This is a genomic window from Aquamicrobium segne (genome assembly GCF_042656785.1).
Lineage (GTDB): Bacteria > Pseudomonadota > Alphaproteobacteria > Rhizobiales > Rhizobiaceae > Mesorhizobium > Mesorhizobium segne.
On record NZ_JBHSLL010000026.1, the window covers coordinates 14,138 to 27,389 of the forward strand.

A 13,252-nucleotide genomic window follows, 5' to 3' on the forward strand; every position below is an offset into this window, starting at 1 on the left:
AGATATGTTTTATGTTCCCGCAAGCATGGTAGGCATGGTCGCAGTTTCACGCAAACCAATAGTTATATTGAAAGAGTTTCAACAAAGCCGATGGCATTCAACTCCTGTTTTACTCCTGTTTCACCTCAAAGCAAGAAGCATTTTACGGGATTAAAATAGTCGTGCCGGTCGTCCGGCGCGCTTCAAGATCGGCATGAGCCTGCGCTGCATTGCTTAGAGCATAGCGCTGATTGATCCTGATCTGAACAGCACCCGACAACCCCACATCAAACAGGGCTTGTGCCGATTCCTCCAGTTCCTTGCGTGTGACATTGTAGGAAAACAATGTCGGGCGCGTTAGAAACAGTGATCCCTTTTGCGCCAGAACACCAATATCGAAGGGCGGTATGGGGCCTGAGGACTGACCAAAGGAAACCAGAGTGCCAAGCCGTTTCAGGCAATCAAGCGAGCCCGAAAACGTGTCATTGCCGACAGAATCATAGACCACATCACATTTTTTACCTTCTGTGATGCGCTCTACTTCCCTAACAAAATCCTGCTGGCGGTAATTGATGAGATGATGAAAGCCATGGGCAGCGGCCAGTTCGATTTTTTCAGGCGAACCGGCCGTGCCGATCATGGTCGCGCCAAGATGGCTGGCCCATTGGCCAAAGATCAGCCCCACGCCACCGGCAGCGGCATGGTAAAGTACGGTGTCACCCGGTTTCACCTTGAAGGTACGGCGCAACAAATATTCAACCGTCATGCCTTTGAGCATCATGCCGGCGGCTTGCTCATCGCTGATGCCGTCGGGGATCAGCACAAGCTTGTCAGCCGCCACAATCTGCTGCTGCGCATAAGCGCCAAGGCGCACCACATAGGCGATGCGATCTCCAGGTTTTAACCCCTCAACGCCCTCACCCACCTCCAGAACCACACCAGCAGCCTCGCCACCGGGGGTGAAAGGCATGCCGTCTGGAGCCGGATACAGCCCGGTGCGATGATAGACATCGACAAAATTCACACCAATGGCGGTATGCCTGACCAGCACCTGGCCATGGCCGGGCTTTCCGGGCTCAAAATCCTCAAAGACAAGAACGTCCGGGCCGCCATGTTTGTGAACGCGGATTGCCTTTGACATTGCTTTCAAACCCTTCTTGCACCCAGCTTCGGGAAAAGCTGCATGATCGCGCCAATACAAAACAGATAAAGGCCGGTGGCTGAAATTCCAACCTTGGTAAACTGGCTGACATTTTCCGCCAGAATGCCGATCTGGCTGTAAAATTGCGCCAGCGCCGATTCAGCCAGCGCCAATATGCCGAACCCGCACCATAAAAATGTGATTGCCAGATTGAGCGGGCGCAGCCGCTTGACCCGCACCGGATGCAGGAAATTGACCGGAACGAAGGTCAGCAATCCGCAAATGACCACGACAGCAAAAGATGTCCATTCCCCGGTTCCGACGACAAACAGCGTAAACACCACCATGTTCCAGACCACAGGAAAGCCTTTAAAAAAATTCTCTGTGGTCTTCATGCCGGTGTCGGCATAGTAAATCGCACTGGAGACAACGATGATGGCGGCAGACAGGAAAGACAGCCCCTCGCCCATCAGGCCGAACTGATAAAGCGCAAAGGCCGGGATCAGCACATAGGTGACATAGTCGATGATATTGTCGAGCAATTCACCCGACCATGTGGGCAGAATTTCCTTGACTTCCAGCTTGCGCGCAATGGGGCCGTCAATACCATCGACGAAAAGCGCCAGCCCCAGCCACCAGAACATGGCCGTCCAGCGCTCCTCGCTTGCCGCCACCAGTGAGACAAAAGCCAAAAAGGAGCCGGAAGCGGTAAGAAGATGCACCGAAAAGGCGCGCGTTTGCGGCCAGGTCACCTTTTTGCGCGGCCGCGGAATCCGGTCTCTGATTTTCTTGCCGATCGGTTTGCTGTCCACGGCCATGGGTTCATCTCGCAAAGGCATTTACACATCTTCTTGATCGGCCACCTGCCGGCACGGGTCAATCAACAACTGCAACAGAATGGCAAGGCGCACAGTTTTTCTGCCCTTGTACAGCCTGTTCAGGCCCCAATGCCTGCTGGCGGCTGAAAAGTCGCGTTGAATAAAGCAGTTCTTGCGGCCTATAGCTGAACCATAAAGGAAATTCGATATGTCCATCACCGCTGCCGCCTTGCACTCTGATACGCGCATCCTCGTTGCAGGAACAGGTCCGGCCGGCCTGCTGGCGGCTCTGGCCCTTGCCGATGCCGGTTTTTCTGTCACCCTGGTTGGGCCGGAGGTAAATAGTGGCGACGGGCGCACCACCGCCTTGATGAACCCGGCGCTTGCCCTGCTTGAGCGGCTTGGCGTGTTAAAGACGCTCGCTCAAAAATCCGCCCCCCTCAAGATCATGCGCATTATCGACGGAACATCGCGGCTGTTGCGCAGTTCACCAGTCGCTTTCCGCGCAAGCGAGATCGGCGAACACCGCTTTGGTCTCAACATTCCAAATGCCATCATGGTTGCCACGCTTGGTGAAGCTGTCAGCACCCATTTAGCAATTGACTGGAAAAAAACGCTGGTGGAGCGTTGGGAATTGCAACCGGATATTGCAACCGCCCATCTTGGCGATGGCAGCCATGTGGAAACAAAACTGGTGATTGCTGCTGACGGGCGCTTGTCGCCAGCGCGTGAGGCGGCAGGCATTTCCATTCAAACGCACCCTTTCCCGCAATCGGCGCTGGTGCTGAATTTTGCCCATACGCTCGACCATAATTTTGCATCGACCGAATTTCACACGGAAACCGGGCCTTTTACGCAAGTTCCTCTGCCCGGACGCCGCTCAAGCCTTGTCTGTGTGGTCAAGCCCGAAACAGCAAAAACCCTGGCAGAACTCGATGATGACGCCCTTTCCTTGCATATCGAAAAGCAGATGCAATCCATGCTTGGGCGCATAAATGTTGAAAAAGGCCGCCAGATTTATCCGCTCTCAACCTCAACCCCCAAGCGCTTTGCCCACAACCGGGTCGCATTGATTGGTGAAGCAGCCCATGTGTTTCCCCCCATTGGTGCACAAGGGCTCAATCTCGGCATCAGGGATATTGTCGATCTCGTTGAAGTGGTTTTACAAAATAAAAATGATCCCGGCTCGGCAAAGGCTTTGCTGACCTATGATTTGAAGCGCCGCCCTGACATTATTGCGCGCACCACAGCCGTCAATCTTCTCAATCGCTCGCTGCTTTCAGACATTTTGCCAGCCCAGATTGCGCGCAGCGCCACACTTGGCATATTGGGTCGTTTTGCTCCGCTTCGGGCTTTTTTCATGCGCGAGGGATTGCAGCCCGGCAGTGGATTTTCTGCACTTGCCGGTTTGCTGCGACGGCAGGCACAAACAGATAATCCATCACATCCGCTACAGGATTGAATTATCCGACGCCTTGCGCCACATAGAGGCCATGGGAAATGAAAATATAAGAACAGCCAGATTTGCAATTGGACAGGTGGTTCGCCACCGCCTGTTTCCATTTCGCGGCATTATTTTTGATGTTGACCCTGAATTTGCCAATTCCGAGGAATGGTATCAGGCCATTCCAGCCGAGATTCGTCCCAGCAAGAAACAGCCCTTTTATCACCTGCTGGCTGAAAATTCAGAGACGGATTACATCGCCTATGTTTCCGAGCAGAATCTGCTTGAGGATGTCTCCGGCGACCCGGTGCAGCACCCGCAGGTTCGGGAACTGTTTTTAAAAACAGCAGACGGAAATTACGAACCCAGACATCAAATCCGGCATTAAAGCATTTTGCAGCTAGATGACTACATCTGGCGTCGCACAAATGCGGCTAAAACAAGAGCATTTTTCCACTAAAGCGTGTCGCAATCTTTCAAATTCACACGACCCGCTTTAAGCCTTTGTTTTTACGCATGTCTTTATCTCGAAACTGATTCTCAAGTCTCGAGAGACAAGCTTTAAAGAAAAACCCCCGCCAGCATGCCGACGGGGCTTTTTTATGAAATGAACCTGTAGGTTCAGTCTTCTTTTTTGAGCGGTGCAATGCGCAAGGCCAGTTCCCGCAATTGCTGGGCGCTTGCAGGTGCCGGTGCACTCATCAAAAGATCATAAGCCTGCTGATTCATCGGGAACATGGTTACTTCACGCAGGTTCTTGGCGCCAACCAGAAGCATGATCACACGATCGACACCGGCCGCCATGCCGCCATGCGGAGGCGCACCATATTGGAAAGCCCGGTAAAGACCGCCAAAGCGCTCCTCAACCGTCTGCCGGTCGAGCCCGACAATTTCAAACGCCTTGATCATGGCTTGCGGCAAATGGTTGCGAATACCGCCTGAGGCAATCTCAAAACCGTTACAGACCAGATCATACTGATAGGCTTTCAGGCTAAGCGGGTCTTCAGTATTAAGCGCTTCAAGACCGCCCTGCGGCATCGAGAACGGATTATGGGCAAAGTCGATCTTTTTCTCATCCTCATTCCACTCATAGAACGGGAAGTCAACAATCCAGCACAATTCAAAGCGCTCATGATCGACAAGGTTGAGTTCCTCGCCTGCACGGATGCGCGCAGCACCGGCAAAGATCGCAAATTTTTTCGGGTCACCTGCCACGAAAAATGCCGCATCGCCCTCTTCCAGCCCAAGCTGAAGCCGGATTGCCTCGGTGCGTTCCTCGCCAATATTACGGGCCAGCGGGCCTGCCCCTTCAAGCGCCTCGCCCTCCTTGCGCCAGAAAATATAACCAAGACCCGGCTGGCCCTCACCTTGCGCCCATGAATTCATGCGGTCGCAAAAAGCGCGTGACCCGCCGGTTTTTGCCGGAATGGCCCAGATTTCAGCCTTGGGATCATTGGCAAGAATATTGGCAAACACCTTGAAACCGGAATCGCGGAAATGGTCCGACACATCTTGCATTTCAATCGGATTGCGCAGATCCGGCTTGTCGGAACCATATTTGCGCATCGCCACATCATAAGGAATGCGCGTAAATTTTTGCGTTACCGGCTTGCCATTAGCAAAGGTCTCGAACACAGAGCGCATGACCGGCTCCATCGTGGCCAGAATGTCTTCCTGCTCGACAAAGCTCATTTCAAGGTCAAGCTGGTAGAACTCGCCCGGCAGACGGTCGGCGCGCGGGTCCTCATCGCGGAAACAAGGCGCAATCTGGAAATAACGGTCAAAGCCCGAGACCATGATCAATTGCTTATATTGCTGCGGGGCCTGTGGCAGCGCATAAAAATTGCCGGGGTGAATACGCGACGGCACCAGAAAGTCACGTGCACCTTCCGGTGAAGAGGCTGTCAGAATAGGCGTTGAAAACTCGGTAAAACCTGCAGCACCCATACGATTGCGCATCTCGGCGATGATTTTTGCGCGCATGACCATATTTTTGTGCAGCGTATCGCGGCGCAGATCCAGAAAACGGTATTTGAGACGAATATCTTCAGGATAATCCGGCTCGCCAAATACCGGCAGCGGCAATTCCTGCGCGGCCGAAAGCACTTCAATCTCGCTGGCAAAAACTTCAATCTCACCAGTTTCGAGATTCGGATTGATCGCCTCCTCGCCCCGCGCCCTCACCTCGCCATCGACACGGATCACCCATTCACCACGCATCGTTTCAGCAATCTTGAAGGCAGGAGATTCAGGGTCGGCGACAATCTGCGTCAGGCCGTAATGGTCACGAAGATCAATAAACAGCAGGCCGCCGTGATCGCGAACGCGATGCACCCAGCCCGAAAGACGAATTGTGGAGCCGACATCGGCCTTTCTCAACTGAGCACAGTTATGGCTGCGGTAACGATGCATCGCCTGACTTTCCGCTTAAACTAGATTTGATCGAGCCGAAGCACTTGCCCGGCTTTAAAATTGGCGCGAAAAGCGCATGAGCAGGCCCTTTTGTCAAGGCAACAGGGCCAAAACGGGCTTGACTGGCGTGATGTTCCACCATGTGAATGGTCTCCAACAGCTTGACGTGGGTTGCTGTGACTGGAATTGAGAATACAGAATTGATCCGAAAAGCGATTTCATGAATATTATTAGCACACAAAACGAACTCGAGAGCGTCATCCAAAGACTCGAACAGTCGGATTTCGTCACCGTCGATACGGAATTCATTCGCGAAACCACCTTCTGGCCGGTGCTGTGTCTGATCCAGATGGCCACCCCCGACTTTACCGCCTTGATCGATCCGCTGGCGCCCGACATTGATCTGGCTCCCTTTTTCCGGCTGATGGGCAATGAGCGGGTGATAAAAGTCTTTCATGCCGCACGCCAGGATATTGAGATCATTGTCCATCAGGGCGATCTGGTGCCCTCCCCGATCTTTGACACGCAAGTGGCTGCCATGGTGTGCGGGTTTGGCGACGCCGTTTCCTATGACCAGCTTGTGCAGAAAATAACGGGTGTTCAACTCGACAAATCATCACGCTTTACCGACTGGCGCCAGCGACCGCTGTCCACGCGCCAGCTTGAATATGCGCTGGCTGATGTTACCCATCTGATCCATGTCTACAAGCATCTGACGGCAGAACTGGAGCGCGAGGGCCGCGCCCACTGGCTTGACGAGGAAATGCAGGTTCTGACCTCACGCCAGACTTATGACCCTCATCCTGACGATGCCTGGAAGCGCCTCAAGATGCGGGTGCGCAAACCGCAGGAACTGGCGATCATGAAAAACGTTGCCGCATGGCGGGAGCGCGAGGCGCGTGAACGCGACGTGCCACGCGGGCGCATCATCAAGGACGACGCCATTTATGAGATTGCCCAGCAGGCGCCAAAAAATGCCGATGCTCTGGGGCGGCTGCGCAGCATCCCAAAAGGCTGGGAGCGCTCTTCAACGGCAGCCGCCTTGCTTGAAACCGTTAATGAAGCCCTATCCATTCCCAAGGACAAATTACCCAAATTGCCACGTCCTTCCGCACCACCTGAAGGAACCAATGCCGCAGCCGAATTGCTTAAAATGCTGTTGCGTATCGTGGCCGACAAGGAAGGTGTTGCCGCCAAGGTTTTAGCCTCCAGCGACGATATTGACCAGATTGCGGCTCAGGGTGAAAAAGCTGATGTGCCTGCACTTCAGGGCTGGCGACACGCTGTCTATGGTGAAAAGGCGCTGCAATTGGTACGTGGCGAAATCGCCATCAAATTTGAGAACCGCCGCATCTCACTGTTTGATATAAAAGAATAAAACCTGTCCCAAAAAAACTACAGATTTTTTAGGATCAGGTTTTTGTCAGACAGTGCCGTCTTACCTCACAAAATGCTGTAAAGTCAGTGCAAGATCTGACTTAAGAACAGCTTTGTGCGCTCATGCTGGGGGTTATCAAAAAATTCGGCTGGCGTGTTCTGCTCGACAATCTGGCCCTGATCCATAAAGATCACCCGATTGGCGACCTGACGGGCAAAGCCCATTTCATGCGTCACGCACAACATGGTCATGCCCTCTTCAGCAAGACCGACCATGGTTTCCAGAACTTCCTTGACCATTTCTGGATCGAGCGCAGAAGTCGGCTCGTCAAACAGCATGATCTTCGGCTTCATGCACAAGGACCGCGCAATCGCCACGCGCTGTTGCTGGCCACCTGACAATTGCCCCGGATATTTATTGGCCTGTTCGGGAATCTTGACGCGCTCCAGATAGTGCATGGCTGTCGCTTCGGCTTGTTTGCGCGGGATCTTGCGCACCCAGATCGGCGCCAATGTGCAATTTTCCAGAATGGTCAGATGCGGGAACAGATTGAAATGCTGAAACACCATCCCGACATCGCGACGTACTTCATCGATCTTCTTCAGATCATTGGTCAGTTCCTTGCCATCAACAATGATTTTGCCCTTCTGGTGCTCTTCCAGCCGGTTGATGCAGCGGATCATGGTTGATTTACCTGAGCCTGAAGGACCGCAAATGACAATGCGCTCTCCCCCCATCACCTTCAGATTGATGTCTTTCAGCACATGGAAATCACCATACCATTTGTGCATGCCGATAATTTCAATGGCGACATCCGTTTTTGAAACCCGCATCTTGCCGGTATCAACTTCGATGTCCGCAGCACTGACTGCGTTTTCGGTGGCCATGCGCGCTTCCTTATCTAGCGTTTGTGACTGGTATCGAGCCGACGCTCAATATACTGCGAATAACGTGACATGCCAAAGCAGAACACCCAGAAAACCGCCGCCGCAAATATATAGCCGGTTTTTGCCGTTTGTGGCGTTGCCCAGGTCGGGTCCCCCGAAATATTCTGTTTGACCACGCCCAGCAGATCCAGCATCGAAATGATCAGCACCAGCGTCGTATCCTTGAACATGCCGATAAAAGTGTTGACGATTCCAGGGATCACCAGTGTCAATGCCTGCGGCATGATGATGAGACCCATTTGCGGCCAGTAGCCAAGCCCAAGCGAATCCGCGCTCTCATATTGTCCCCTGGGAATGGCCTGCAAGCCGCCGCGCACCACCTCGGCCATATAGGCAGAGGCAAACAGCGCAACCCCGATCAATGCCCGCAAGAGCTTGTCAAAACTCATGCCCGGCGGCACGAAGAGCGGCAACATGAAACTGGCCATAAATAAAACAGCCACGAGCGGCACACCGCGCACCGTCTCGATGAAGATCACCGACAACAGTTTGATGATGGGCATATGGGAGCGCCGCCCAAGCGCCAGAATGATCCCCAGCGGCAATGACACCACAATGCCGACATAAGAAATCACCAGCGTGACCATAAGGCCGCCCCAAAGCGGGGTTTCCACATAGCGCAGCCCAAAAGCCCCGCCAACCAGAAGCCAGAAGGCGACAAAAGGAAAGACCCCGAAAAACAGGATCGCATTGAGCTTCTTAAAAGGCGCACGCGGAATGAGAAGCGGCGTCAGCAATGCGATGAAGATCAGGCCCGCAAGCAGCACACGCCAGCGCTCATCCATTGGATAGCGCCCAAACATGAACTGACCAAAGCGGCCGCTGACAAAGGGCCAGCAGGCGCCAGACCAGCCGACCGGCAACTGCCCCCCCTGCTCGGTTGTCAGACAGGCGGTTCGATCAGCCCCGCTCCAGATCGCATCAAAAAATAACCAGTTCAGCGAAGGCGGCAAAAGCCAGGCAATCACCAGAAATGCAAAAACACTCAAAAGCGCATCAACCGGCGTTGCAAACAGGTTCTTGCGCAACCATGCACCCGGCCCAAGATGCGACCGGGGCGCAACCTGAGAGGCAATCATTTCCTGGCGCACCCAGGAGAAATTATCTGCCTGCATGGCTTACCTCTCCTTCAACGCCATTTTGGTGTTGAACCAGTTCATCAACACAGAGGTGATGATACTGATGCTCAGATAGACGGTCATGAAAATGACCACCACCTCGATGGCCTGCCCGGTCTGGTTGAGAATGGTGCCACCGATCGCATAAAGATCCGGATAGCCGATGGCGACCGCAAGCGAGGAATTCTTGGTCAGGTTCAGATACTGGCTGGTCAAAGGCGGAATGATGATGCGCATGGCCTGTGGAATGATCACAAGGCGCAATCCGTCACTGGTGCCCATGCCAAGCGCAGAATAAGCCTCCGTCTGGCCCCTGGACACACCCAATATGCCCGCACGCACAATCTCGGCAATGAATGAGGCCGTATAAAACGACAAGGCCAGATAGAGCGACAGGAATTCGGGCAATATATTGATGCCGCCGGTCAGGTTGAAAGTTCCCAGTTGCGGGTAATCAATGCCAACAGGCATACCCGAAACCAGAAAAGCCAGGAGAGGCAGACCGATGAGCAGCCCGATACTGGTCCAGAAGACCGGAAAGCGTTTGCCCGTCGCCATCTGCCTTGCCCGCGCACGCCGCGCCACAATCCAGATCAACACAAATGCTGCGATAAAGCCGAACAATATAAGCTCGGAACCTTCTTCCCATATCAGTCCGGGAAAATAAAAACCGCGATTGTTCAGATAGGACCCAAATGGCAGCGACAGACTTTCGCGCACGCTTGGCAGCACCGCCAGAACACCCTGATACCAGAACAAGATAACCAGCAAGGGCGGGATATTGCGAAACACTTCGACATAAATCATCGCCAGCTTACGGATCAGCCAATTGTGTGAAAGCCTGCCCACACCAACCAGAAAACCCAAAATAGTGGCCGTCACAATACCGGCGGCAGCAACCATCAGCGTGTTGGTGATGCCGACCAGCAGCGCCCGTCCATAAGATGAATCGGGTGTAAAAGCGATCAGACGTTCAGAAATATCAAATCCCGCACGTCCACGCAAAAATGCAAAGCCTGTGGAGATATTTGAGCGTCGCAGATTTTCAATGGTGTTATCGACAATCCACCATACGCCCATCACCAGCAGCAAGACGATAAGCAACTGAAAGAAAATACTGCGTATTCTCGGGTCGTAAATCAACGGGACCCGGGCGGTTTCTTCCCTGATAATATGTTGTGACACATGGCGCCCCTTACAACCGGTGTCTGTTTCTGCCAGCCTGTTCTTTATTATTCTGGCAGGGAGGGTAAAAGGCCGGAGAAATCATCCTCCGGCCGATCTATACCTTTTCTTAAACCTAACGGATGGGCATGCCGTATTGCAGGCCACCCTTGGTCCACAGCGCATTGACACCGCGCGAAATTTTCAGCGGGCTGTCAACACCGACATTACGCTCGAAAATTTCACCGTAATTGCCTGTCGCCTTGATGATATTCACCACCCAGTCATTCTCAAGGCCCAGATCGGTCCCTATCTTGGTTTCGCTTTCGGTGCCAAGCAGGCGGCGAATATCAGGATTGGGACTGTCCTTCATCTCCTCCACATTTGCTTGCGTAACACCGGCCTCTTCCGCATTCAGCAAGGCATAATAGGTCCATTTGGCAATATCGAACCATTTGTCATCACCCTGACGCACGGCAGGCCCGAGCGGCTCCTTGGAAATGATTTCAGGTAAAACCACATGATCGTCGGGCGAGGACATCTGAAGACGAACCGCATAAAGGCCCGACTGGTCCGTGGTATAGGCATCGCAGCGGCCAGCATCATAAGCGGCATTGGCCTCTTCAAACTTTTCAAACACAACAGGATTATATTCCATCTTGTTGGCGCTGAAATAGTCGGCAAGGTTCAACTCGGTGGTGGTGCCTGCCTGCACGCAGACGGAGGCGCCCGAAAGTTGCAGCGCCGAATTGACGCCTGGAACCTTCTTGGAATTAATCATGAAGCCCTGGCCATCATAATAGGTGACGCCCACAAAGTTAAAACCAAGCGCCGTATCGCGGCTGATCGTCCAGGTGGTGTTGCGCGACAGAACATCAACTTCACCAGATTGCAACGCGGTAAAGCGGTCCTTGGCGCTCAGGCCGGTAAATTTCACCTTGGTGCCGTCACCAAAGATCGCCGCAGCCAGAGCGCGGCAATAATCAACATCAATTCCGGTCCATTCGCCCTTTTCATTCGGGGCAGAAAACCCGGCAAGCCCGACATTGCCACCGCACTGGAGGAACCCTCTGGCCTTCACATCATCAAGTGTATCTGCATGGGCGGCTCCCGACACCATGCCGATGGCTGCCGCCCCCAGAATACCAATTGCCCATTTCTTCATAATCTGTTGACCCTTTTTATCAATTATCCGGATCTGGTCCGGTTTTGTTATTACGGGTGATCTGCACCAGAACGCTGCCCTTCAAGGACAGATCGCTGCAAACCGTTCCCCACCTCTTCTTAATAAAGTGCATCGAAAGCGATTATGCTCTTAAGGTCAAGGAAAATGAATAATTCAGCCAACATTTATACCATATTTTACATAAACAATTGTTTATAAAAGATTTTATCTCATTTTCCCGTGGATTTTCTCAATTTTTTTGTAATACTGATCTGAAACATTTTTCCATCAGATAGTGCCACCTGTGCGCACAAAATGCTCCATGGTTGCACAGGTGCACAGAGCAGCATAAAACCCTGTTGCTTAAATTCTTTTTGGGGTGCGCTCGCATATGAACAAGACCAAGCTGAAACTGGGTACAAACACGCGGCTTGCCCATAGCGGCAGCAACCCCAGAGACTTTCACGGCTTTGTAAATCCTCCCGTGGTCCATGCCTCCACGGTTTTGTTTCCCAACACAGCCACGCTGGTGAACCGTTCACAAAAATACACCTATGGTACACGCGGCACCCCGACCACCGATGCGCTGGCGACAGCCATTGACGAGCTGGAAGGCTCTGCCGGAACGATCATCGTTCCGTCCGGGCTTGCGGCTGTGACCGTGCCATTGCTCGCCTTTGCCGCATCCGGCGATCATATTCTGATTACCGATTCGGTCTATTCACCCACGCGCCAGTTTGCCGACACCATGTTGACGCGGCTGGGTGTCGAGGTCGAATATTATGATCCCTATATCGGCGCTGGAATTGCCGCCCTGATACGCCCGAACACAAGCGTGGTTTTCACCGAATCGCCCGGCTCCAACACGTTTGAGGTGCAGGATATCCCCGCCATTTCCGCAGCCGCCAGAAAAGCAGGCGCCGTAGTAATGATGGATAACACCTGGGCTACACCGCTTTATTTCAAACCGCTTGAAAATGGCGTCGACATCTCAATTCATGCCGCGACCAAATATCCTGCCGGACATTCCGATGTGCTGCTTGGAACCGTATCGGCCAATGAGCAGTATTGGCAGCGCCTGCATGACGGCTTCATCGCGCTTGGCTGTTGTGCCGCACCTGACGATGTCTATCAGGTGCTGCGCGGATTGCGCACCATGGGCATAAGACTGGATCATCAGCGCAAGAGCGCATTCGACATTGCCCAATGGCTTGAAACCTGTTCCGGCATCAGCAAGGTTCTTCACCCAGCCCTGCCCAGCCATCCTGATCATGCCCTCTGGCAGCGGGACTTTTCAGGCTCCAGCGGTGTTTTCTCAATTGTTCTGGACAAGGCCAGCCAGGCGCAGGCACATGCTTTTCTCGATGCCCTGCAAATTTTTGGTCTGGGCTTTTCCTGGGGCGGCTATGAAAGCCTTGCCGTTCCGGTCTCACTTTCAGACCGCACACTTGCAAAGGGCGATTATGACGGCCCCGTTATCCGCCTTCAGATCGGTCTTGAAGACATTGAAGACCTGAAAGCGGACCTGACACGCGGCCTTGAGGCCTTATCAGCCTGAAGCATTTTGCAGTCAGATGGAATCATTTGACGTCGCACAAATGCGGCAAGAAAAAGAAGCTAGGTTGTGGTGACGATTTAACTATCTGAGCCATATTGCGATTGCAGCGAGTTTGACGAAGCCCATGA

General features: G+C 53.2%; 12 protein-coding genes. 4 read left to right on the forward strand and 8 right to left on the reverse strand.

Annotation, left to right across the window (positions count from 1 at the left end; translation table 11 throughout):
* Positions 1-142: 142 nt before the first annotated feature.
* The 3 genes from ACFPLB_RS10135 to ACFPLB_RS10145 are packed head-to-tail and all read right to left on the reverse strand — an operon-like array spanning position 143 to position 2,154.
* Complete coding sequence (locus tag ACFPLB_RS10135; RefSeq protein WP_378229246.1) at positions 143-1,120, reverse strand: quinone oxidoreductase family protein; 978 nt, start codon at positions 1,118-1,120, stop codon at positions 143-145.
* A gap of 5 nt (positions 1,121-1,125) precedes the next feature.
* Positions 1,126-1,938, reverse strand: a complete 813-nt coding sequence (pcsA, locus tag ACFPLB_RS10140; RefSeq protein ID WP_378229247.1) for a phosphatidylcholine synthase — start codon at positions 1,936-1,938, stop codon at positions 1,126-1,128.
* A gap of 21 nt (positions 1,939-1,959) precedes the next feature.
* A complete protein-coding gene (locus tag ACFPLB_RS10145) occupies positions 1,960-2,154 on the reverse strand; it encodes a hypothetical protein (RefSeq protein WP_378229248.1) in 195 nt (64 codons plus the stop codon).
* Between ACFPLB_RS10145 and ACFPLB_RS10150 the strand changes: the two genes are divergently transcribed.
* Entirely contained in the window at positions 2,147-3,400 is a 1,254-nt protein-coding gene (locus tag ACFPLB_RS10150) for a UbiH/UbiF family hydroxylase (protein ID WP_378229249.1), read from the forward strand. The genes ACFPLB_RS10145 and ACFPLB_RS10150 overlap by 8 nt on opposite strands.
* A 46-nt stretch (positions 3,401-3,446) precedes the next feature.
* Positions 3,447-3,770, forward strand: a complete 324-nt coding sequence (gene hspQ / locus ACFPLB_RS10155; protein WP_378229257.1) for a heat shock protein HspQ — start codon at positions 3,447-3,449, stop codon at positions 3,768-3,770.
* A gap of 233 nt (positions 3,771-4,003) precedes the next feature.
* Here the strand turns inward: hspQ and aspS are convergent, their stop codons facing one another.
* Complete coding sequence (aspS, locus tag ACFPLB_RS10160; RefSeq protein ID WP_378229250.1) at positions 4,004-5,794, reverse strand: aspartate--tRNA ligase; 1,791 nt, start codon at positions 5,792-5,794, stop codon at positions 4,004-4,006.
* Positions 5,795-6,014: 220 nt separating this feature from the next.
* On the opposite strand from aspS, the gene rnd reads away from it, so the two are divergent.
* Positions 6,015-7,172 carry a ribonuclease D gene (rnd, locus tag ACFPLB_RS10165; RefSeq protein WP_378229251.1) on the forward strand — a complete coding sequence of 386 codons (1,158 nt, stop codon included), beginning with the start codon at positions 6,015-6,017 and terminating at the stop codon, positions 7,170-7,172.
* Between the two features lie 83 nt (positions 7,173-7,255).
* Here rnd and ACFPLB_RS10170 read toward each other — a convergent pair whose 3' ends face one another.
* From ACFPLB_RS10170 to ACFPLB_RS10185, 4 genes are all read right to left on the reverse strand, one after another.
* Entirely contained in the window at positions 7,256-8,059 is an 804-nt protein-coding gene (locus ACFPLB_RS10170; RefSeq protein ID WP_378229252.1) for an amino acid ABC transporter ATP-binding protein, read from the reverse strand.
* Positions 8,060-8,073: 14 nt separating this feature from the next.
* Positions 8,074-9,234: an amino acid ABC transporter permease gene (locus tag ACFPLB_RS10175; protein WP_378229253.1), complete on the reverse strand. Its 1,161-nt coding sequence runs from the start codon at positions 9,232-9,234 to the stop codon at positions 8,074-8,076.
* Between the two features lie 3 nt (positions 9,235-9,237).
* Positions 9,238-10,422: an amino acid ABC transporter permease gene (locus tag ACFPLB_RS10180; RefSeq protein WP_378229254.1), complete on the reverse strand. Its 1,185-nt coding sequence runs from the start codon at positions 10,420-10,422 to the stop codon at positions 9,238-9,240.
* Between the two features lie 115 nt (positions 10,423-10,537).
* A complete protein-coding gene (locus ACFPLB_RS10185; protein WP_378229255.1) occupies positions 10,538-11,566 on the reverse strand; it encodes an amino acid ABC transporter substrate-binding protein in 1,029 nt (342 codons plus the stop codon).
* Positions 11,567-11,957: 391 nt separating this feature from the next.
* Between ACFPLB_RS10185 and ACFPLB_RS10190 the strand changes: the two genes are divergently transcribed.
* Positions 11,958-13,124, forward strand: a complete 1,167-nt coding sequence (locus tag ACFPLB_RS10190; protein ID WP_378229256.1) for a cystathionine beta-lyase — start codon at positions 11,958-11,960, stop codon at positions 13,122-13,124.
* Positions 13,125-13,252: the final 128 nt, after the last annotated feature.